Here is a 23,153-nt window from a genome sequence, read left to right on the forward strand (position 1 = left end):
GTAAATCATCATTGCTATTGTGCTGCTTTTATCGCGTGAGTTAATTGCACTACAGCGGCTTCATTACTGATGCTTTTATCATAAATAAAATTACTAATTACGCGTGTAATTGCTGACTGCACATAGGTTGTCGTTGCCATTGCCTGTGAGAATGTAGGCACTAACGTATGGTTTTTTGTCGCTTGTTGATAGTCGTCATACGCTTGTTTACTGCAGGTATTTAAATTGTGATTATCTATCATGTTGACTATCGGTAGTGATCCTTTCTTGGCATTGAAATCACGTTGTAATTCGGGAGTTAAGATAATACTTGCTAAGGTATTTTGCGCTTTTTTAACGTCTGGAGAGACACTTTTTAATTTGAAAAAAGCAAAACTATCGACGTTGTAGCTAAATATCCCCTCACTGCCTGGAAATTCGATACAGCGGATTTTGGTATTTAATTGCTGCTTTTCTTGCAGTAATTTACCAGCAACCCAATCCCCCATTATTTGTATCGCAGCCTGGTCGTCAATAAGCAGTTTAGTTGATTGTTCCCAAGTGCGATTTTTGGCATTCTTATCAATATATAACGATATCTTTCGTAATTGAGCAAAGGCGTTGATCATCGCTGGTGAGGTAAGTACTTGCGGACTGAGTTCGACAAATGCTTGTTTGTACTGCTCTGCCCCCAATATAGATAAACTAATGGATTCAAATAATATCGCATCTGCCCATGGTTCTGAGGTGTGCGCGATTGGTAAATAACCAGCGGCTTCCAGTAGCGGTAATGCTGTGATCAGTTCATTTAAATTGCTTGGTATCGCAGTTTTGGCTTGCTTGAACACCACTTGGTTCAGCCATAACCAATTAATGCGGTGGATGTTAATGGGTACTGCAACATAATGGCCTTTATATTTCATCACAGGTTGAATGAACTCAGGCAGTTTACTATCCCATTGTTCACGTTTAGCAATATCATCCAGCGAGGTAAGAAAACCTAATTTTGCCCACTCTTGAATGTTGTGACCTTTAATTAACGCTGCTGTAGGAGGATTACCTGATACAGCGCGAGAGCGTAATACTGTTAACGCGCTATTACCACCGCCACCTTTGATGGCAAAATCGAGCCAGGTATTATCGGTTTTTTTTACTTTTTCTTGTAATTCACTGAGGGCATCGAGCTCACCGCCCGATGTCCACCAATGCAATACTTCGACTTGGCTTGCTGTGGCTGAATATGTACATAGCATGCTTAATAATATAAACAGTCGTAGGATACGGTGATGACTATTTCTATGGCTTAGGGTGATCATGACAATGCTCGTGATGAAGGTTTATGGGGAAGTCGTAAGATCACTTTAAGTCCTGAGTTTTCTCGATTGTGGAGTGTGAGTGTACCACCGTGGGCACTGGCAATATTCCGCGCAATACTTAATCCTAAGCCCGAACCATCAGTATCTTGAGCTATGCGTGTGTAGGGGGTAAATATATCTTCTAACATATTTTCTGGAATACCGGGACCCGAATCGATAAGACAAATAACGATATGCTCTTGTTGTTGTTCGACGATGAGATGTAAGAAATCACCATATTTAATAGCGTTCTCAACTAAGTTGGTTAAGCAGCGTTTGATCGCAAGTGGTTTTCCTGGGTATTGAATGGCGATAAGGGGAAACTCAAACGTCACTTTTTCTTCGTGGCAATTATGGTGTTCGGTAATCTCGTAGAGTAGTTCTTGGATATCAATAGTTTCATTATTTTCATGTATATCAGTGTCTTGAACGCATTGTAGTGCGCCTTTGACCATCATTTCTAGCTGGTCTAGATCCTGATTAAATTTAGCTGTCTTGGTATCATCATTAAGTAATTCAGCGCGTAAACGTAAGCGGGTGATCGGTGTTTTTAAATCATGAGAGATAGAACGAAATAAGCGTTCACGATCATCGATATAGCGTTTAATACGTAAATGCATACGGTTGAATGCTTTAGTGGCGATGACTAATTCAGATGCTCCGGTTTCTGCCAAGGGTGGCTGGTCTAAGTCTTGACTCAATGTTGCCGCGGCTGATGCGAGTCTTTTTAATGGTTTGGTTTGCCAGCGTACTAATACGTAAATCATCCACATTAAATTCGCCGTGATCAAGAAGATGAAAAACAGTTGTTCATTACTGACTAAATTATCGTTGAGTGATACATAAGGTGCGGGTAATAGAGCGGCAATATATAACCATTCATCAGGTGCTAGCATCATTTGGATGACTAATACCGGAGGGTTGAGCGGTTCTAAAGTGAGTGAATAGTGCGCCCAAGAGCGTGGTAAATCCGATAACAGGGTATCGTTGTTGAGGACATGTAAGGTTTTTGGGTGTGAAAACTCAGTCTTAATGACGATATTATTGCCGAGCTTATCACCGAGAACACGTTGAAACTCATCGAGCACCGCACGTTTCATTTCACTATTCTCAACGGGGTCGATCGCTATTTCGACTTCATTTAAGGATACAAAATAGCGACTGCCGCCAAAATCACGCAATTGTTCTAAGACGATATGGCGATATTGTAACGGCAGTGAGTTAAAAAATGTCGCCGTTGACGCGATATTTTGTGCCATGCCTTCGGCGGTATTTTTTAACCCGTCGAGTTCTTGGTCTTTACTGAAATTGTACCAAATACTGGTTGAGATAAACTGCGCTGTAGCAATGGATAACAGTGTCAGCAATAACATTCTTGAAACGAGTGAGCTCGGTAATTGACGGTAAATGTGTTCTTTAATCGTCATAAGACACTTCAGTAATCAACACATAACCACGTCCACGGATCGTCTTGATTAAGGTTGGTGTTTTACTGTTATCACCTAACTTTTGACGTAGGCGACTGAGCTGAATATCAATACCGCGTTCAAGTGGTAGCGCTTCTCGGCCTCGGGTCGCATCGGATAAGTTATCGCGACTCAAAACTTGGTTTGGGTTAGTCACAAATAACTTTAACATATTAAATTCACTACCGGATAATTCGGTGGCGTTGTTATCGGTTAAGTTAATTAATTGGCGTGTTAGGGTATCCAGTTTCCAATTGGCAAACACAAAATAGCGACCTTGGGTCGGCTTGGTATAACTTGAACGACGTAATAACGCTTTAATGCGCGCCAGTAATTCACGGGGGCTAAAAGGTTTAGCCATGTAATCATCAGCACCAATTTCTAGCCCAACAATGCGATCTGCCTCATCTGAATTGGCGGTTAACATAATGATTGGCACTTGCGAAGTTCGACGAATTTTTTGGCATAAAGTAAAGCCATCATCACCCGGCATCATCACATCTAAGACGATGAGATCGGGGGTGTTGGTGGCGAGTACACGTTGCATTTCTTTACCTTCACCTGCAGTTAGCACTGAAAATCCTGCTTGATCGAGATATTCACTGAGTAATTCTTTGATCTCTACATCATCGTCAACGACTAAAATTTGCTTTTTGGTACTCATGCTCAATCCATTATTTACAGTGCGTAACGTCTATTGAACAGCTTGGCGGGTAAAATTTCAAGAAGAACATTTTAAGAACACATAAAAAAGCCAACTATGGGATAGTTGGCTTGATATAGATTAAAGAACCGTATTTTTTGTACAGTTGTTATTAGTCTTCGATACGCTCAAATACTGTCGCGATACCTTGGCCAAGACCGATACACATCGTCGCTAGACCATATCTACCACCTTGTACTTCAAGTTCGTTCACTAACGTTGTCGAGATACGCGAACCAGAGCAACCCAGTGGGTGACCTAATGAGATAGCACCACCGTTAAGGTTGATCTTAGTATCAACAACATCTTCTAAGCCTAAATCTTTAACACAAGGTAAAGATTGCGCTGCGAATGCTTCGTTTAATTCGAATACATCGATATCGTCAATGGTTAGACCAGCACGTTTAAGCGCTTTCTTCGTAGCAGGAACTGGACCATAACCCATGATAGATGGATCACAACCAGCAACAGCCATAGATACAACGCGAGCACGAGGCTTAAGACCCAGTTCTTTCGCTTTATCTGCAGACATAAGTAACATTGCAGAAGCACCATCTGACAATGCAGATGACGTACCCGCAGTTACTGTACCGTTTACAGGATCAAATACTGGACGTAAGTTACCTAGGCTTTCCATTGATGTTTCTGGACGAATTACTTCATCGAAATCATACAATTTTAATATGCCGTCAGCATCGTGACCTTCAATTGGTAGGATTTCACGTTTGAAACGACCTGATTCTGTCGCTGCTTGTGCAAGCTTGTGAGAACGAACCGCAAATGCATCCTGTTGTTCACGTGTAATACCGTGTAATTTACCTAGCATTTCAGCTGTTAAACCCATCATACCCGCTGCTTTCGCAGTAGATTTAGCCAGGCCAACGTGGAAATCAACGCCGTGATTCATCGGCACGTGACCCATGTGCTCAACACCACCAATGATCATTACATCGCCGTCGCCCATTGCGATAGCACGTGTAGCATCATGGATAGCTTGCATTGATGAACCACATAGACGGTTAACTGTTGTTGCGCCTGCTGTGATTGGGATACCAGCAAGTAATGAAGCATTACGGGCGATATTGAAACCTTGCTCTAGCGTTTGCTGAACACAACCCCAATAAACATCTTCGATGTCATTTGGATCAACTTCAGGGTTACGGTCAAGCAAGCCTCGCATTAATTTTGCAGATAGATCTTCAGCACGAACGTGGCGGAATGCACCGGCTTTAGAACGACCCATAGGTGTACGTAGACAATCGACTACAACTACATCTCTCATTTTATTATCCTCGTTCGTGTCTTAGTAAAAAGTTTTGCCGTCAGCTGCGCGTTGACGCAAGCCATCTGTTACTTGGTAAAGTGGACCTAAATCAGCAAATGAATCAGCTAATTTAATGTACTTATCCAGACCCATAGTATCTAGGTAACGGAACACACCACCACGGAATGGAGGGAAGCCAATACCATAGATAAGTGCCATATCAGCATCACCTGGTGTAGCAACAATACCTTCTTCAAGACAACGAACAACTTCGTTAATCATTGGGATCATACAACGAGCGATGATCTCATCTTTCGTGAAATCAGCTTTTTCACTCGCTACTTCAGCAAGTAGTTCATAGCTTTTCGCATCTGGTGTTTTCTGTATACGACCACGACGATCTTTTGCATAAGAATAGAAACCAACACCATTTTTCTGGCCATAACGTGTCGCGTCAAACATCACATCGATAGAATCTTTACCTGTTTTCGCCATACGCTCTGGGAAACCATCTGCCATTACAGCTGCTGCATGATGACCTGTATCAATACCAACAACATCGAGTAAGTATGCAGGACCCATTGGCCAACCGAATTGTTTTTCCATTACTTTATCTACAGCAACAAAATCAGCGCCATCAGCGATTAATTTTGAGAAACCGAAGAAGTAAGGGAACAATACACGGTTAACGAAGAAACCTGGGCAGTCGTTAACAACAATAGGTGTTTTACCCATTTTAGCCGCGTAAGCAACTGTTGTAGCAATTGTTTCATCAGATGATTTCTCACCGCGGATGATTTCTACCAATGGCATTTTGTGTACAGGATTGAAGAAGTGCATACCACAGAACTGCTCTGGGCGTTTAAGACTCTTCGCTAGTACATTAATTGGGATAGTCGATGTGTTCGACGTAATGACGGTGTCAGCACTGACGTTATCTTCTAATTCAGCCAGTACAGCCGCTTTAATTTTTGGATTTTCAACAACCGCTTCAACAATAATGTCAGCTTCATCAACTGAGTTATAGCTTAGCGTTGGCGTGATTGAAGAAATAACTTTCGCAAGTTTAGTGCCGTCAATACGACCGCGTTTAAGTTGCGTTGTTAATAAACCTGACGCAGTCGCCATACCAAGATCTAATGCCGCATCATTGATATCTTTCATGATAACAGGCGTGCCTTTCACTGCTGATTGGTAAGCGATACCGCCACCCATGATACCAGCGCCAAGTACAGCGGCTTTATTTGTTGCTTTACCTGCTTTTGCTGCTTTCTTCGCGCCAGCTTTTAATGCTTGGTCACTCAGGAATAAGCCAACTAATGCTTGTGCTGCATCTGTTTTAGCAAGTTTAATGAAGGTTGCAGCTTCAACACCAAGAGCACCAGTACGGTCCATTCTTGCTGCTGCTTCAACTGCTTTTACTGCCGCTGTTGGTGCAGGGTAATGTTTACCTGCTTTCGCATATACCATACCAAGTGCAGTAGAGAAGCTCATTGTCGCTTCAATCTTGTTTAGACCTAATGGCGCTTGTTTTTGCGCACGGCGTGATTGCCAATCAAGTTTGCCAGCAATCGCATCTTTAACCATAGATAATGCGGCATCGCGTAATATCTCTGGTGCTACAACCGCATCTACTGTGCCAAACTTAAGGGCTGCAGGTGCTTTATAGTCTTTACCTGCTGTGATCCATTCAACTGCATTATCAGCACCGATCAGACGTGGTAAACGCACTGTGCCACCGAAACCAGGCATGATACCTAATTTAGTTTCAGGCAAACCGATACGTGCCGTTGTGTCTGCAACACGGAAGTCTGTTGCCAGAATTGCTTCACAGCCACCGCCAAGTGCATGGCCGTTTACCGCTGAGATTGTTGGATATGGCAGGTCTTCAATCGCGTTGAATACTGCATTTGCTTGTTCCAACCAACCTAATAATTCAGCGTCAGGTAGTTTAAACAGATCAAGGAATTCAGTGATATCAGCGCCAACGATGAAAGCACCTTTACCTGATGTTTGGATTAATCCTTTAATGTCTGAATTAGTCTGTAATACTTTTACAGCTTCAGTTAATGCTTGTAATGTTGCTTGATCAAATTTATTAACTGGGCCTTTCGCGTCATATTTTAATTCTGCGATGCCATCTTCTAATAGAGTGACCGAGAGTTGTTCGGCTTGGTAAATCATTACGTTTCTCCTTGCTAAAGCGATGGTGATCATCTGCTCCGTTTGCTATTTACCAGCTATGTAGGGTACTGGTTGATCTCATTCTGTCGATAAACTAACAATATTTCAACACTTATTTTAAACGACCGTTTAAATTAATATCTAAGATATGGGGTTTAAATATCCACTAAGTAGTATAGTTATTGGTGGCGGTTGAGAGTGGGGTTATTCTATTAAAATAAGTTATTTGGTTGTAAACCTAGGGCTAGGCACTTTTTTTCAGTTTTATCTTGGAGTTTAATTCTTTATATTTGATATTTTGTAGTCTTATTGTCTTTAAATTGTTCGGCTTACATCTGTTTTTAATTGTTAGATGTTTGTTGGTTAATGTTTAAGGAAAATAAATTGAGCGTTGCTTAACTTTTAAAAATTGTGATCCTGAACCTGCTATTATCAATCAAGATATAGCAGTAGAATGGTGATGAGTACCTTTATAGTAGACTATACATAGGATAGAGATGACAGCGACTAGCCCTTATTTTGTTTTAGAGCAGGCTTATGAATACACCGAAGAAATAAAAAAAAGCCGCTTTATTACTTATCTTAAGCCCACGAAAGGGCGCCAAGCCGCCGAGCAGTTTGTGCGAGATATTAAAGCAAAACACCCTGATGCCCGTCACCACTGCTGGGCATTTGTTGCTGGTAGGCCAAGTGATGGACAGCAATATGGTTTTAGTGATGATGGCGAACCATCTGGTACAGCAGGTAAACCTATCCTTAATTGTTTATTGGGAAGTGATGTAGGTGAAATGACAGCCGTGGTTGTGCGCTATTATGGAGGTATCAAATTAGGCACTGGTGGGTTAGTGCGTGCTTATGCTGGCGGTGTTCAACAAATATTAAAATTAGTAGAACCGATTGAATGCCTTATATATGTAGAACTGAACTTAACATGTGATTATGCCCAAATAGCTGCAATAGAGAGTTTATTTTCAGTATATAATGGTAAATTAAACAATGCCGAATATGGTGCGCAAGTCGTCATGCAGCTTGATGTTGATGCAAGGCATATTCAAGCCTTTATAACAGCTGTTAAAAATAAAACCAATGGCCAAGTTAATGTCACTGTGGTCGATTAATATTTAGGGATAAAAATAATAATGCAATTCAAGGCTATTTTAAGAATTGTAGGGATATTGGTTACTCTCTTTAGTGTAACCATGATATTCCCCGCACTGATCGCGGCAATATACAAGGATGGTGGTGGTCTTGTTTTCATTAACTCCTTTGTTTTCTGCATCGTATTAGGCAGCATCTTATGGTACAAAAACCGTAACTATAAAAAAGAATTAAAAGCCAAAGAAGGTTTTTTGATTGTGGTTTTATTTTGGACCGTGCTGGGCAGTATTGGTGCATTACCATTTCTTCTTTCGGAAGAGCCAAATTTGAGTGTCGCTGGTGCGTTTTTCGAATCTTTTTCGGGTTTAACGACAACTGGCGCGACCGTTATTGTTGGGTTGGACGAATTACCTAAAGCGTTATTGTTTTATCGTCAGTTTCTACAGTGGTTAGGTGGAATGGGGATCATTGTTCTGGCTGTTGCTGTTTTACCTGTATTAGGTATTGGTGGTATGCAGTTGTACCGAGCTGAAACTCCAGGGCCAGTAAAAGACTCGAAAATGACACCGCGTATAGCCGAAACCGCAAAAGCGCTTTGGTATATTTATTTATGTCTTACCGTTGTCTGTGCCATGGCGTTTTGGTTGGCGGGTATGACTATGTTTGATGCGATATCACATAGTTTTTCTACTATCGCGATTGGTGGTTTTTCTACCCATGATAGTAGTATGGGGCATTTTGATAGCCCAGTGATAAATCTAATTACTGTGGTGTTCTTAATTATTGCTGGGATTAATTTCTCATTACACTTCGCCGCCTTTTCAATTAAAGGGTTTAAACCGGGTTCTTATTTTCAGGATATTGAATTACGCGCCTTTTTATTCGTGCAGTTAGCACTGGTTGCAATTTGTTTCTTTATACTATTATCCAAAGGTGTATACGATTCTCCAGAGGTGGCATTGGATAAAGCACTATTCCAAGCCGTGTCGATTTCGACGACTGCAGGTTTTACGACGACGAGTTTTCAAGATTGGCCACTATTCTTACCTGTGCTTTTAGTATTTTCGAGCTTTATTGGTGGCTGTGCCGGTTCTACTGGTGGTGGCATGAAGGTTGTGCGTATCTTATTGCTTTACTTACAAGGTATGCGTGAAATGAAACGTTTAGTGCATCCGCGTGCAGTCTATAAGATTAAGTTAGGCAAGAAAGTATTACCCGATCGTGTCATTGATGCTGTTTGGGGGTTCTTTTCTGCATACGCCTTAGTATTTGTTATTTGTATGTTGGCTTTGATCGCTACTGGGATGGATGAGTTATCGGCATTTTCAGCTGTCGTTGCAACACTAAATAACTTAGGGCCCGGACTTGGTCAAGTTGCGGTGCATTTTGGAGACGTGAATGACAGTGCTAAATGGATCTTAGTGGTTGCTATGTTATTCGGTCGTTTAGAAGTATTTACCTTATTAATTTTATTTACTCCAGCTTTCTGGCGTAGTTAAGTGGAACCTATAATGAAAAAAATGCTAGTTCTGTATTCGACCGTAGATGGTCAAACGCTTAAAATAATTAAAGCAATCGAAGCGAAAATTAATCATGAGTATATTTGCGAAATCATGAGCATTGACGAATGCCAACATATCGATATGGCGATCTTTGATAAAGTGGTCATTGGGGCATCTGTTCGTTATGGCCATTTGAATAAAAAACTCTATCAATTTATTGAGGCTAATAAAGCGCAATTAGCAGCAAAAGATAATGGTTTTTTCTGTGTTAATTTAACCGCGAGAAAAGAAGGAAAGAATACGCCGGAAACAAATGCATATATGCAGGCGTTTCTAGTGAAGTCGGGTTGGATACCAAAACAGCAAGCTGTATTTGCTGGCGCCCTGTCGTACTCAAAGTATAACTGGTGGCAAACACTCATTATTCAACTGATAATGAAGATAACGGGTGGCAGTACGGATAAAAGTAAAGATATAGAGTTTACAGATTGGGTTAAAGTCACCGCTTTTGCTAAAACATTATAAGTTAGGCAATAGCTGCACTAAAAGTGATCATCTCGAGATAGTTAATGTCACAATTTAGTGATAGACCCATGATGCTAAGGTTGGCCCTGGCCAAAGCATTACATTATTTAGCTTTGTATCTACTCCATTGCTGTATTTGCATACTAGAAAGATCGAAAAGAAACGCTTTAGTGTTAATTTTGTACAGTGAACGCTATTTGTAATGTTTATTATCAAAACTACTTGCCAATAAACCTGAGTTGTCTATAATCGCTCCCACTGACACGGCAACAGCCGCTCAGTATGCTCTTTAACAATTTATTCAAGCAATCTGTGTGAGCACTTGCAGAGATATAATGACCAAATATTATATCAATGTAATTGTGAACATTAAATTAAATCGAAAGATTTGGTTTTATAAACAACAAACCTCGGTTTGTTGTTGAAGTACAGAATTCATTGAGCCGACTTAATCAGCATAGCTGATTAGTCAAAAAACTTTTAATTGAAGAGTTTGATCATGGCTCAGATTGAACGCTGGCGGTAGGCTTAACACATGCAAGTCGAGCGGAAACGAAGAATAGCTTGCTATTCTGGCGTCGAGCGGCGGACGGGTGAGTAATGCTTGGGAATCTGCCTAGTCGAGGGGGACAACAGTTGGAAACGACTGCTAATACCGCATACGACCTACGGGTGAAAGGGGGCCTCTTCTTGAAAGCTCTCGCGACTAGATGAGCCCAAGTGGGATTAGCTTGTTGGTGAGGTAAGAGCTCACCAAGGCGACGATCCCTAGCTGGTCTGAGAGGATGATCAGCCACACTGGAACTGAGACACGGTCCAGACTCCTACGGGAGGCAGCAGTGGGGAATATTGCACAATGGGCGAAAGCCTGATGCAGCCATACCGCGTGTATGAAGAAGGCCTTCGGGTTGTAAAGTACTTTCAGCGAGGAGGAAAGGTGGTAAATTAATACTTTACCACTGTGACGTTACTCGCAGAAGAAGCACCGGCTAACTCCGTGCCAGCAGCCGCGGTAATACGGAGGGTGCAAGCGTTAATCGGAATTACTGGGCGTAAAGCGCATGCAGGCGGTTTGTTAAGCGAGATGTGAAAGCCCCGGGCTCAACCTGGGAACTGCATTTCGAACTGGCAAACTAGAGTTCTTGAGAGGGTGGTAGAATTTCAGGTGTAGCGGTGAAATGCGTAGAGATCTGAAGGAATACCAGTGGCGAAGGCGGCCACCTGGCAAGTAACTGACGCTCAGATGCGAAAGCGTGGGTAGCAAACGGGATTAGATACCCCGGTAGTCCACGCCGTAAACGATGTCTACTCGGAGTTTGGTTCCTTGAGAACTGGGCTCTTAAGCTAACGCATTAAGTAGACCGCCTGGGGAGTACGGCCGCAAGGTTAAAACTCAAATGAATTGACGGGGGCCCGCACAAGCGGTGGAGCATGTGGTTTAATTCGATGCAACGCGAAGAACCTTACCTACTCTTGACATCCATAGAACTTTTCAGAGATGAATTGGTGCCTTCGGGAACTATGAGACAGGTGCTGCATGGCTGTCGTCAGCTCGTGTTGTGAAATGTTGGGTTAAGTCCCGCAACGAGCGCAACCCTTATCCTTATTTGCCAGCACGTAATGGTGGGAACTCTAAGGAGACTGCCGGTGATAAACCGGAGGAAGGTGGGGACGACGTCAAGTCATCATGGCCCTTACGAGTAGGGCTACACACGTGCTACAATGGCGCATACAAAGGGCTGCAAACCAGCGATGGTAAGCGAATCCCATAAAGTGCGTCGTAGTCCGGATTGGGGTCTGCAACTCGACCCCATGAAGTCGGAATCGCTAGTAATCGTGAATCAGAATGTCACGGTGAATACGTTCCCGGGCCTTGTACACACCGCCCGTCACACCATGGGAGTGGGCTGCACCAGAAGTCATTAGCTTAACCTTCGGGAGGGCGATGACCACGGTGTGGTTCATGACTGGGGTGAAGTCGTAACAAGGTAGCCCTAGGGGAACCTGGGGCTGGATCACCTCCTTACGTAAAGTTGTTAATTTTTGTAAGTGCCCACACAAATTGCTTGAATAGAAAAGTAAAAAGCATGTAAGAAATGCGATAGGACTGTAGCTCAGTTGGTTAGAGCGCGCCCCTGATAAGGGTGAGGTCGGTAGTTCAAATCTACTCAGTCCTACCAATCTTCTTACGAACTCTATGATGTGGGGCTATAGCTCAGCTGGGAGAGCGCCTGCCTTGCACGCAGGAGGTCTGCGGTTCGATCCCGCATAGCTCCACCACATCATAGTTGTTAAAATACAAAGCTAAGCAAGCTTAATGCTTATCTTTGCTTTTTAGCAAATTGCTCTTTAAAAATTTGGAAAGCTGAATAAATAAAGAAGTTCTTAAAACACGTTATTACTTCGGTAATAACAATGAAGTGTTCTGAGTATTCTTGAGGCGAAAAAAACTAGATAATACCTAGTTATTTCAATTGTACAGTCGACTTTAGATTGTATGGTTAAGTGACTAAGCGTATACGGTGGATGCCTAGGCAGTCAGAGGCGATGAAGGACGTGTTAATCTGCGTTAAGCTGTGGGGAGTTGATAAAAAGCGTTAATCCACAGATTTCCGAATGGGGGAACCCACCTTACTAAGTAAGGTATCGTAACGTGAATACATAGCGTTGCGAAGCGAACCGGGAGAACTGAAACATCTAAGTACCCCGAGGAAAAGAAATCAATAGAGATACCCTTAGTAGCGGCGAGCGAACGGGGTCTAGCCCTTAAGCAGTTTGGAAGTTAGTGGAAGATTCTGGAAAGTTTCACGATACAGGGTGATAGTCCCGTACATGAAAACGACCTTACTGTGAAATCGAGTAGGACGGCACACGTGATATGCTGTTTGAATATGGGAGGACCATCTTCCAAGGCTAAATACTACTGACTGACCGATAGTGAACCAGTACCGTGAGGGAAAGGCGAAAAGAACCCCTGTGAGGGGAGTGAAATAGAACCTGAAACCGTATACGTACAAGCAGTGGGAGCAGACTTGTTCTGTGACTGCGTACCTTTTGTATAATGGGTCAACGACTTAATTTCAGTAGCAAGGTTAAGCGAATAGCGGAGCCGTAGGGAAACCGAGTGTTAACTGCGCGAATAGTTGCTGGGATTAGACCCGAAACCCGGTGATCTAGCCATGGGCAGGTTGAAGGTTGAGTAACATCAACTGGAGGACCGAACCGACTAATGTTGAAAAATTAGCGGATGACTTGTGGCTGGGGGTGAAAGGCCAATCAAACCGGGAGATAGCTGGTTCTCCTCGAAAGCTATTTAGGTAGCGCCTCGCGTCTAACTATTGGGGGTAGAGCACTGTTAAGGCTAGGGGGTCATCCCGACTTACCAACCCTTTGCAAACTCCGAATACCAATAAGTTCAATCGCGGGAGACACACGGCGGGTGCTAACGTCCGTCGTGGAAAGGGAAACAACCCAGACCGTCAGCTAAGGTCCCAAAGTGTATGTTAAGTGGGAAACGATGTGGAAAGGCTCAGACAGCCAGGAAGTTGGCTTAGAAGCAGCCATCTTTTAAAGAAAGCGTAATAGCTCACTGGTCGAGTCGGTCTGCGCGGAAGATTTAACGGGGCTAAACATACCACCGAAGCTACGGATGCAAGACTTGTTCTTGCATGGTAGAGGAGCGTTCTGTAAGCCGTTGAAGGTGAGTTGAGAAGCTTGCTGGAGGTATCAGAAGTGCGAATGTTGACATGAGTAACGATAATGGGGGTGAAAAACCTCCACGCCGAAAGACCAAGGGTTCCTGTCCAACGTTAATCGGGGCAGGGTGAGTCGACTCCTAAGGCGAGGCCGAAAGGCGTAGTCGATGGGAAACTGGTTAATATTCCAGTACTCGCTTATATTGCGATGGGGTGACGGAGAAGGTTAGGCTAGCATGGCGATGGTTGTCCATGTTTAAGGTAGTAGGCAAGTGACTTAGGCAAATCCGGGTCGCTCTCTTTAGTGAGAATGCTGAGAACTGATGACGAGTCTCTACGGAGATGAAGTAGTTGATACCCGGCTTCCAGGAAAAACCTCTAAGCTTCAGATATGAGAGAATCGTACCCCAAACCGACACAGGTGGTTAGGTAGAGAATACTAAGGCGCTTGAGAGAACTCGGGTGAAGGAACTAGGCAAAATGGTACCGTAACTTCGGGAGAAGGTACGCCAATGGTGGTGAAGGACTTGCTCCGTAAGCTACTGTTGGTCGCAGAGAAATGGTGGCTGCAACTGTTTATTAAAAACACAGCACTGTGCAAAATCGAAAGATGACGTATACGGTGTGACGCCTGCCCGGTGCCGGAAGGTTAATTGATTGGGTTAGACTTAGGTCGAAGCTCATGATCGAAGCCCCGGTAAACGGCGGCCGTAACTATAACGGTCCTAAGGTAGCGAAATTCCTTGTCGGGTAAGTTCCGACCTGCACGAATGGCGTAATGATGGCCACGCTGTCTCCACCCGAGACTCAGTGAAATTGAAATCGCTGTTAAGATGCAGTGTACCCGCGGCTAGACGGAAAGACCCCGTGAACCTTTACTATAGCTTGGCACTGAACATTGAACCTACATGTGTAGGATAGGTGGGAGACTATGAAATATTGTCGCTAGATGATATTGAGTCGTCCTTGAAATACCACCCTTGTACGTTTGATGTTCTAACGTAGGTCCCTTATCGGGATTGCGGACAGTGTCTGGTGGGTAGTTTGACTGGGGCGGTCTCCTCCCAAAGAGTAACGGAGGAGCACGAAGGTTGGCTAAACATGGTTGGACATCATGTGGTTAGTGCAAAGGCATAAGCCAGCTTAACTGCGAGACAGACACGTCGAGCAGGTACGAAAGTAGGTCTTAGTGATCCGGTGGTTCTGAATGGAAGGGCCATCGCTCAACGGATAAAAGGTACTCCGGGGATAACAGGCTGATACCGCCCAAGAGTTCATATCGACGGCGGTGTTTGGCACCTCGATGTCGGCTCATCACATCCCAGGGCTGAAGTTGGTCCCAAGGGTATGGCTGTTCGCCATTTAAAGTGGTACGCGAGCTGGGTTTAGAACGTCGTGAGACAGTTCGGTCCCCTATCTGCCGTGGGCGTTTGAGAATTGAGAGGAGCTGCTCCTAGTACGAGAGGACCGGAGTGGACGAACCACTGGTGTTCGGGTTGTTATGCCAATAGCATTGCCCGGTAGCTAAGTTCGGAACTGATAACCGCTGAAAGCATCTAAGCGGGAAGCAGGCCTCGAGATGAGTTCTCACTGGAGCTTTAAGCTCCCTGAAGGGCCGTTGGAGACTACAACGTTGATAGGCAAGGTGTGTAAGTGCTGTGAGGCATTGAGCTAACTTGTACTAATTACCCGTGAGGCTTAACCATACAAACTGAAGTACGACTCGTACGTAAGTGGTATGATTAATTGAAATAATCGACTTAAGAATAGATTGAACACTTTACGTTTTAAAGACTTCTTTATTTATAGCTTTTCAGATTAAAACGAAGTGAAAACTTCTATAGAAAGCAAACAGTGTAATAACTGTAAAGAATTTGCTTGGTGACCATAGTGTTGCGGTACCACCTGACTCCATTCCGAACTCAGTAGTGAAACGTAATAACGCCGATGGTAGTGTGGGGTTTCCCCATGTGAGAGTAGGGCATCGCCAAGCGCCAAATTAAGACTGATATTTATCAGCACAGATTGTGCGGAGCGGTAGTTCAGTTGGTTAGAATACCGGCCTGTCACGCCGGGGGTCGCGGGTTCGAGTCCCGTCCGCTCCGCCAACAATTAGATTAAGCCTGAATCGAAAGATTCAGGCTTTTTTTATGCCTGAAATTCAGAGATAGAACACACAGATTGTGCGGAGCGTTTGTTCTTATGAATAGTATTCAGTTGGTTAGGCTTGTTATAAAAATATAAGCGGCCTGTCACGCCGGGGGCGAGGGTTCGAGTCCCGTCCGCTCCGCCAAAGATTAGATTAAGCCTGAGTCGAAAGATTCAGGCTTTTTTTATACCTTAAATCCAGAGATAAAAAAGACGGTCACAATCAAGCTGGACCTTTAGAGGTTATAAATATCTGCTTTGGGGGGGGGATTATTTTAATATTATTATTGATCTAAGTTCTAAAAGTGGTGATTAATGAGAATATGTAATATTAGATATAATGCCCAAACATCGGCTTTTTAGCGATCTAGATCACACCATTCGACAATGCGTTAAGCTGATGAAAAAGGAGTACTAGTCGCCTTTTCACTGCTCGTATTATGAGAATAAATCATCGTTTAAACGTAGAGTTTATCGCTGATAATTGCTCACTTTTACGATGTTGGATGACAAATAGAATTGTGATACCTTGCGTGAATAATATTAAATGTTGGGATATTTTATGAATGGTTTATGTTTTCAAATCAGTAATTGGATATTGATTGTTGAAGAAAATAAACTGTACCGACAAGGAAGAGAAGTAACAGTTGAACCCCGTTTGGTTAATTTATTATCCTTTTTAGCACAATCACCGAGTGCAGTTTTTGGACGCGAAGAGTTGATTGATCACATTTGGGATGGTGCTATTGTTAGTGACCAAGTGGTAACACAGTCTATTTTTGAGCTACGGAAGATATTAAAAGATGGACGTGTTGATTGCGAACGATTTATTGCTACTGTGCCTAAACGTGGCTATAGGTTAGTTGCAGATACAATAGAACTAAGCTGTGATAATGCCCGTCAATTAATCACTGAAAGTAAAAGTGCAGTCGAGAATGTTGATCATAGTGATGAAAAAACGACAGATATAGATACTGATTTAGATTACGAACAAGCAATTACTGTATTTCCCGCCGGGCCATTAACACGCGCCGTCACCCATATATCTAAGCATGCCGCAGCAGCAGAAGCAAATTCAGATACTAAGCTTACTTTTTTACAGCGCTATAAACTACAGCTATTTGACAGTTTCCTGCTGTCAGTATTGATTTGTATTATTGTGCTTTGTACTTACGTACAAACTAAGCCTGAAATAACGAGAGCGTTAGATACGCAAGTTATTGAATTCAGCTATTGTGCAAACCAGAAATTAGATAAGACGAGTGAATATCTTGCTGATGGTATTAGCCAAAAGTTAATGAATGATGTATTAACGCTCAGTCATTATCGTGTGCAGTTAAAGAAAACTGATTTTACAACGGGTATTTTACCGGGGAAATTAGTGAATGTCAGGATCGATAAGCAACAGGGGTTGTCATATTTAGATATTAATTATCGTAACAATGCATCTAATCGCATTATATTCAGTAAGCAATATTTAATATCAGGCGATGAAATGTATGACAGTTTACAAAAAGCATCGTCTGATCTCATGGCAGCATTAAGAATTAACCCTACACCAAAACAACTTGATTATGTCATGCAGGGCTTACCTGAAGATCAAGATTTATTAACCAAGTTAATCATTGCTAATCATTATACTAATCAAGTTGATCCTAAATTATTTATGCAAGGAATTGATTTATTCGAAGATATTTTATCTGTAGAACCAACAAATGGATTAGTACTTGCTGAGCGTTACATTGCTTATAATATTTTGTCATCGTTATCTGATGAGTTTGTAAATGAGATTAAACGCTCGAGTGTCGATTTATTAGAAAATAATCCTTATGAAAGTAATAAGGTATTGGCCGCGAGAGAATATGAAGCGTTGGCATTACAAGCCTTACTACAAGGCCATGAGCTTGAAGCAAATAACTTGATTACACTGGCGGGAGAAAGTCGCCGTTCTTCGATATATTATATTATCATTGGTAAATTAGCAGAATTAAGTGGCAACCTTGATCGTGCTGGTGATGCTTATACCCAAGCGTTTTATATTGATACTTCCATCGAAACTTACCAGTTAAGTTCTAACCTGGCGTTTCATAGTAATCTTGAGAGGATTGCCATTTTTATGTATAGGGCAATGAATTCTAGGGCTATCAAACTGGTATAACTTAGTTTTTTAATCTGTCATTTTTAGCCTCTGCTTGTCAGGGGCTTTTTTGTATCTACGATACCAGCATAAGCTATCAATAAGACTTCCCAATCCCAACGGCTATGACTCCAATTAATTTTATTGACTGTGAATAGACTCTTTCTATTTTATTTTTCATATGGTTATTAATAATCTAAATTTCAGTTTTTCTGCAGTTACCTGTAAATAGGTATTGGGTGAGTAAGCGCTGTATTCAATCTTTATAAATATACTTTCTTAACAAATATAAACTCATTTTATCTGCTTGTTTTTAAGGTTATGTTTTTAAATGTAAAAAAACTTTTAATTATAATGAATATATAAACATTGGTTAATTTCCTAATGATTTTATTGTTCATTTTACCTTTATTTTTTTCTCTCTCATTCGGCGTAACCTGCAATTAGAAATTCAGGTGGCCTGCTGAGACTCATTTTTTATCTCGGCAATATCACCACTTAATTGCAGGCTTGCTTATTGAGCATGCTGCTCTACTTGATAAAACTTGGGAGATGAGATGTCATCTAATACAAAAAAAATTGGCTTAATTGCCTGTACTGGTGTTGTTGCCGGCAACATGATGGGCAGTGGTATTGCATTGTTACCGTCTTCTTTAGCGGCTGTCGGTTCGGTCTCTATATTTAGCTGGATAATCTGTTTAGTTGGTGCGCTAAGTTTAGCATTTGTATTTGCGCGTTTATCGACGAAAAACCCACAAGAAGGTGGTCCAATTGGTTACGCTGGTGATGTTGCACCTGTACTTGGCTTCCAAACAGGTGTGCTTTATTACCACGCTAACTGGATTGGTAATTTAGCCATTGCTATTACAGGTGTTTCTTATCTTTCCGTATTTTTCCCTATTTTATCAAGTCCAATTCCAGCTGCTATCGCAACTATTGCATCGGTGTGGATATTCACGTTCATCAATTTACTCGGTGGTACTTGGGTTAGCCGTTTATGTACATTAGGTCTTGTGCTTATTCTTATCCCTGTTATCGGTACTGCTACCGTCGGTTGGACGCATTTTGATCCTGCGCTTTACAGCCAGAATTGGAATGTTGCATCAGGTAGTGATTCAAGTGCAATTATTAGTGCTGTGCTTATTTGTTTATGGTCATTTGTTGGTGTGGAATCTGCCGCCGTTTCTTCTGGTATGGTTAAAAATCCTAAACGCACAGTGCCATTGGCAACAATGCTTGGTACGACGTTAGCTGGTGTTATCTACATCTTATCTACACAAGTTATTGCGGGCATGTTCCCTGCCGCTGAAGTAGCTGCTTCTGGCGCACCTTTTGCGCTTGCTACTACGTCTATTTTTGGTAGCTGGTCTGCCCCTTTCGTTGCTGCATTTACTGCGCTTGCCTGTTTCACATCGCTAGGTTCATGGATGATGTTGGTTGGTGAAGCCGGTAAACGTGCTGCTGCTGATGGTAACTTCCCTGCGGTTTATGGCGAAACGGATAAATCTGGTGTGGCTAAAAAAGGTTTAGTGCTCGCATCAATTAAGATGACGTTCTTGATGGCATTTATCACGATGTTTAGTGGTTCATCAAATACTGGCGACTTGTTCAATCAGCTCACGACAATTGCTGTGCTACTCACCATGCTGCCTTACTTCTACTCAAGCGTTAACTTAATCCGTCTCGAAAGTATGACTACACGTAATATCTTCGTGATGTTGTTCTCAGGTATTGCTTGTGTATTTTGTTTAATCGCCCTTGCCGGTGCAGAAAGCTCTGCATTAACAGGAACTTTCCTTGTCTCGCTAATCATCCTTGTTTTTTACGGCAAGAAGAAAGGTCTTTCTCAAACCGAGTCTACAGCAATCGCTGTAAGTGCTTAACCTGAAAAATCAATTTTAATCATTCCTTTTTAGTTAATGTCTGGTGCTCGTTAATCTCTATCAAATGATAGCGAGTGCCCTTATTCGTCTTGGAGATCTTGAAATGAACATTATTGCTATCTTAAATCACATGGGCGTGTTCTTTAAAGAAGAACCTATTCGTCAATTACATGCTTCTTTAGAAAAAGCCGGTTACCAAGTTGTTTACCCTGTAAATGACAAGGACCTGATCAAAATGATCGAAATGAACCCACGTATCTGTGGCGCTATCTTTGATTGGGATAAATACCCGCTAACCCTTTGTGAACAAATTAATGCGTTAAACGAAAAGCTACCTGTATTCGCATTTGCTAATGAACAATCCGCACTTGATGTATCGCTAACAGAACTACGTTTGAATGTTTCGTTCTTCGAATATGCGCTGGGTATGAGCGATGATATCGCGTTGAAAATTAACCAAGCGATTGACAAGTACAAAGGCGAACTAATGCCTCCGTTCACGAAAGCGTTGTTTAATTATGTTGAAGAAGGTAAATATACTTTCTGTACTCCTGGCCACATGGGCGGTACTGCGTTTCAACGTAGCCCTGCAGGTAGTATCTTTTATGACTTCTATGGTCCAAATGCATTTAAAGCTGACGTATCAGTGTCGATGCCTGAATTGGGTTCATTACTCGATCATTCAGGTCCACATAAAGAAGCTGAAGAGTACATTGCAAAAACATTTAACGCTGACCACTCTTATATTGTTACTAACGGTACATCGACTGCGAACAAGATCGTTGGTATGTTCTCTGCACCATCTGGTAGCACGGTGCTTATCGATCGTAACTGTCATAAATCACTTACTCACTTATTAATGATGAGTGACACTACGCCAATCTACTTCCGTCCAACACGTAATGCGTATGGTATTCTTGGTGGTATTCCACAAAGTGAATTCAGTCGTGACGTGATTGCGACTAAAGTAGCGGCGACACCAAATGCAGTGATGCCAAACTATGCCGTGATCACGAATTCTACTTATGATGGTTTGTTGTATAACACCCAATACATTAAAGAAACATTGGATACTCAATTCATCCATTTTGACAGTGCTTGGGTACCTTACACTAACTTCAATCCTATTTACGAAGGTAAGTGTGGCATGAGTGGTGAAGCAATGCCTGGTAAAGTGTTCTATGAAACACAGTCTACCCATAAACTATTAGCGGCATTCTCACAATCATCGATGATCCACATTAAAGGCGATATTGATAAAGAAACATTTAATGAAGCGTATATGATGCATACTTCAACGTCACCACAATATTCTATTGTTGCGTCAACTGAGACTGCTGCAGCGATGATGCGTGGTAATACTGGTAAGAAACTAATGCAAGATTCGATCGATCGCGCTATTCGTTTCCGTAAAGAAGTTAAGCGCCTTGAAAAAGAAACTGAAGGTTGGTTCTTTGATGTATGGCAGCCAGAAGACATAGAAACAACGGAATGTTGGAATCTAGATCCAAAAGACACTTGGCACGGCTTTAAAGATATCGATGCTGACCATATGTACCTCGATCCAATTAAAGTAACCTTATTAACTCCGGGCATGGACGGTGACAACTTAGCTGAAACAGGTATTCCTGCGTCATTAGTGGCTAAGTTCTTAGATGAACGCGGTGTTGTGGTAGAAAAAACAGGACCATATAACCTGTTATTTCTATTCTCAATTGGGATTGATAAAGCGAAATCATTGGCATTATTACGTGCACTGACTGAGTTCAAACGTGGTTTTGATCTAAATTTAACGGTGAAAAACTTCATCCCTACGTTATACGCTGAAGACCCAAAATTCTATGAAGACATGCATATCCAAGACTTAGCTCAAGGTATTCATGACATGATGAAGGCATTTAAATTACCAGAGTTAATGTTTAAAGCATTTGATGTATTGCCTGAACTTAAAATAACGCCAAATGCAGCATGGCAACAAGAGTTACGTGGCCATACTGAAGAGGTGAAGCTAGAAGAAATGGTTAATCGTGTTAATGCGAATATGATCCTACCTTACCCTCCAGGGGTGCCACTTGTATTGCCTGGTGAGATGATCACTGAAACATCTCGTCCAGTATTAGATTTTTTGGAAATGCTGTGTGAAATTGGTACAGAGTTCCCTGGTTTTGAAACCGATATTCATGGTTTATACCATCAAGCAGATGGTAGTTATACTGTGAAGGTGTTAAAGCAAGATTAAGTTGCATTTAACCATTTAATCTATAAATTAATCTTATTGATGATTCAACCAAAGAGGGCTTTATGCCCTCTTTTTATTTCTTGTTAAGGTATTATTTATGAAATCTATCTTGTCTATTCAATCTCATGTTGTATTTGGCTGTGCGGGTAACAGTGCCGTCGTTTTTCCAATGCGTAGAATGGGAGTTGAAGTTTGGCCGATTAATACGGTACAGTTTTCGAATCACACCCAGTATCAGCAAGGGTGGCAAGGAATGGTAATGCCGGTAGATCAAATTAAGAGTCTGGTTGATGGTTTAATCAATATTAATAGCTTATCAAGTTGTGACGCTGTACTCAGTGGCTACCTCGGTTCAGCAACACAAGGCAAGGAAGTGCTTTATGCCGTCGAGCAAGCTAAAGAACATAATGCGGATGCTTTATACTTTTGTGATCCGGTAATGGGGCATCCTGAAAAGGGCTGTATAGTCGTACCTGAAGTCATGGATTTTTTCAAATATCAGGCATTGCCAAAAGCGGATGTCATCGCGCCAAACCTACTTGAATTAGAAACACTGAGCGATATGAAAATAGGCAATATAGATCAGGTAAAACAAGCATGTACTATGTTGCTAGAGCAAGGTGTAAAAATGGTATTGGTTAAGCATTTGAGTAAAGCGGGTATAACGACAAGCCAGTTTGAAATGTTATTAGCTACAGCTGATGGTTATTATCACATTACTCGTCCTTTGTATGATTTTGCCCGCCAACCTGTTGGTGTCGGTGATTTGATTAGTGGTCTGATGCTCGCTAATTTATTAGCTGGTCATCAACCTGTGAGAGCGTTTGAGTTGACGAATGCGGCTGTTGATGCGGTATTGGAGGCTACCTTTAAGCAAGACCGTTATGAGTTACAGCTTATTGCCGCACAGGACTTAATTGCTCAGCCAGAGGTAAAGGTTAACGCGACAACGTTATAGAATATAAATATAACGTG

12 protein-coding genes, 3 tRNA genes and 3 rRNA genes are annotated in these 23,153 nt (G+C 42.1%); 13 read left to right on the forward strand and 5 right to left on the reverse strand.

All coding sequences use genetic code 11. The annotated features are described in order from the left end of the window. Positions 1 to 14: 14 nt before the first annotated feature. From FR932_RS17950 to fadB, 5 genes are all read right to left on the reverse strand, one after another. Positions 15 to 1,295 carry an ABC transporter substrate-binding protein gene (locus FR932_RS17950; RefSeq protein ID WP_019442463.1) on the reverse strand — a complete coding sequence of 427 codons (1,281 nt, stop codon included), beginning with the start codon at positions 1,293 to 1,295 and terminating at the stop codon, positions 15 to 17. Beyond that, the gene (locus tag FR932_RS17955) at positions 1,292 to 2,761 is read right to left on the reverse strand and encodes an ATP-binding protein (protein WP_019442462.1); all 1,470 of its coding nucleotides are present in this window, start codon (positions 2,759 to 2,761) and stop codon (positions 1,292 to 1,294) included. The genes FR932_RS17950 and FR932_RS17955 overlap by 4 nt, the downstream gene beginning before the upstream one ends. Continuing rightward, a complete protein-coding gene (locus FR932_RS17960) occupies positions 2,751 to 3,464 on the reverse strand; it encodes a response regulator (protein ID WP_019442461.1) in 714 nt (237 codons plus the stop codon). The genes FR932_RS17955 and FR932_RS17960 overlap by 11 nt, the downstream gene beginning before the upstream one ends. A gap of 151 nt (positions 3,465 to 3,615) precedes the next feature. Then, positions 3,616 to 4,785 (reverse strand): acetyl-CoA C-acyltransferase FadA, encoded by a 1,170-nt coding sequence (fadA, locus tag FR932_RS17965; RefSeq protein WP_019442460.1) that lies wholly within the window; start codon positions 4,783 to 4,785, stop codon positions 3,616 to 3,618. 21 nt (positions 4,786 to 4,806) lie between these two features. After that, a complete protein-coding gene (fadB, locus tag FR932_RS17970) occupies positions 4,807 to 6,951 on the reverse strand; it encodes a fatty acid oxidation complex subunit alpha FadB (protein WP_019442459.1) in 2,145 nt (714 codons plus the stop codon). Between the two features lie 497 nt (positions 6,952 to 7,448). Between fadB and FR932_RS17975 the strand changes: the two genes are divergently transcribed. The 13 genes from FR932_RS17975 (at position 7,449) to pdxY (ending at position 23,136) form a co-directional block, all read left to right on the forward strand. After that, positions 7,449 to 8,069 (forward strand): YigZ family protein, encoded by a 621-nt coding sequence (locus FR932_RS17975; protein WP_019442458.1) that lies wholly within the window; start codon positions 7,449 to 7,451, stop codon positions 8,067 to 8,069. Between the two features lie 21 nt (positions 8,070 to 8,090). After that, positions 8,091 to 9,548: a TrkH family potassium uptake protein gene (locus tag FR932_RS17980; protein WP_026032215.1), complete on the forward strand. Its 1,458-nt coding sequence runs from the start codon at positions 8,091 to 8,093 to the stop codon at positions 9,546 to 9,548. 12 nt (positions 9,549 to 9,560) lie between these two features. After that, on the forward strand, positions 9,561 to 10,076 hold the full coding sequence (gene hemG, locus FR932_RS17985; RefSeq protein ID WP_019442456.1) for a menaquinone-dependent protoporphyrinogen IX dehydrogenase: 516 nt from the start codon (positions 9,561 to 9,563) through the stop codon (positions 10,074 to 10,076). Between the two features lie 481 nt (positions 10,077 to 10,557). Further along, positions 10,558 to 12,102 (forward strand): 16S ribosomal RNA (locus FR932_RS17990). Between the two features lie 77 nt (positions 12,103 to 12,179). Then, a tRNA-Ile gene (locus FR932_RS17995) sits at positions 12,180 to 12,256 on the forward strand. A 24-nt stretch (positions 12,257 to 12,280) separates the two neighbouring features. Further along, positions 12,281 to 12,356 (forward strand) — tRNA-Ala (locus tag FR932_RS18000). 219 nt (positions 12,357 to 12,575) lie between these two features. Continuing rightward, positions 12,576 to 15,477, forward strand: a 23S ribosomal RNA gene (locus FR932_RS18005). Positions 15,478 to 15,648: 171 nt separating this feature from the next. Next, positions 15,649 to 15,764 (forward strand): 5S ribosomal RNA (gene rrf / locus FR932_RS18010). Together the 16S, 23S and 5S rRNA genes with 3 tRNA genes alongside form the textbook arrangement of a ribosomal RNA operon. A gap of 38 nt (positions 15,765 to 15,802) precedes the next feature. Next, positions 15,803 to 15,879 (forward strand) — tRNA-Asp (locus FR932_RS18015). 602 nt (positions 15,880 to 16,481) lie between these two features. Beyond that, positions 16,482 to 18,077, forward strand: a complete 1,596-nt coding sequence (gene cadC, locus FR932_RS18020; RefSeq protein ID WP_019442455.1) for a lysine decarboxylation/transport transcriptional activator CadC — start codon at positions 16,482 to 16,484, stop codon at positions 18,075 to 18,077. Positions 18,078 to 18,613: 536 nt separating this feature from the next. Further along, complete coding sequence (gene cadB / locus FR932_RS18025) at positions 18,614 to 19,939, forward strand: cadaverine/lysine antiporter (RefSeq protein ID WP_019442454.1); 1,326 nt, start codon at positions 18,614 to 18,616, stop codon at positions 19,937 to 19,939. Between the two features lie 103 nt (positions 19,940 to 20,042). Next, positions 20,043 to 22,178 carry a lysine decarboxylase gene (gene cadA / locus FR932_RS18030; protein ID WP_019442453.1) on the forward strand — a complete coding sequence of 712 codons (2,136 nt, stop codon included), beginning with the start codon at positions 20,043 to 20,045 and terminating at the stop codon, positions 22,176 to 22,178. 97 nt (positions 22,179 to 22,275) lie between these two features. Then, complete coding sequence (pdxY, locus tag FR932_RS18035; protein WP_019442452.1) at positions 22,276 to 23,136, forward strand: pyridoxal kinase PdxY; 861 nt, start codon at positions 22,276 to 22,278, stop codon at positions 23,134 to 23,136. Positions 23,137 to 23,153: the final 17 nt, after the last annotated feature.

It is taken from the genome of Moritella marina ATCC 15381, assembly GCF_008931805.1.
GTDB lineage: Bacteria > Pseudomonadota > Gammaproteobacteria > Enterobacterales > Moritellaceae > Moritella > Moritella marina.

Coding starts and splice junctions, on each gene's coding strand:
- FR932_RS17950 (WP_019442463.1), bottom strand. CDS start 1,295: ATGATCACCCTAAGCCATAGAAATAGTCATCACCGTATCCTACGACTG.
- FR932_RS17955 (WP_019442462.1), bottom strand. CDS start 2,761: ATGACGATTAAAGAACACATTTACCGTCAATTACCGAGCTCACTCGTT.
- FR932_RS17960 (WP_019442461.1), bottom strand. CDS start 3,464: ATGAGTACCAAAAAGCAAATTTTAGTCGTTGACGATGATGTAGAGATC.
- fadA (WP_019442460.1), bottom strand. CDS start 4,785: ATGAGAGATGTAGTTGTAGTCGATTGTCTACGTACACCTATGGGTCGT.
- fadB (WP_019442459.1), bottom strand. CDS start 6,951: ATGATTTACCAAGCCGAACAACTCTCGGTCACTCTATTAGAAGATGGC.
- FR932_RS17975 (WP_019442458.1), top strand. CDS start 7,449: ATGACAGCGACTAGCCCTTATTTTGTTTTAGAGCAGGCTTATGAATAC.
- FR932_RS17980 (WP_026032215.1), top strand. CDS start 8,091: ATGCAATTCAAGGCTATTTTAAGAATTGTAGGGATATTGGTTACTCTC.
- hemG (WP_019442456.1), top strand. CDS start 9,561: ATGAAAAAAATGCTAGTTCTGTATTCGACCGTAGATGGTCAAACGCTT.
- cadC (WP_019442455.1), top strand. CDS start 16,482: ATGAATGGTTTATGTTTTCAAATCAGTAATTGGATATTGATTGTTGAA.
- cadB (WP_019442454.1), top strand. CDS start 18,614: ATGTCATCTAATACAAAAAAAATTGGCTTAATTGCCTGTACTGGTGTT.
- cadA (WP_019442453.1), top strand. CDS start 20,043: ATGAACATTATTGCTATCTTAAATCACATGGGCGTGTTCTTTAAAGAA.
- pdxY (WP_019442452.1), top strand. CDS start 22,276: ATGAAATCTATCTTGTCTATTCAATCTCATGTTGTATTTGGCTGTGCG.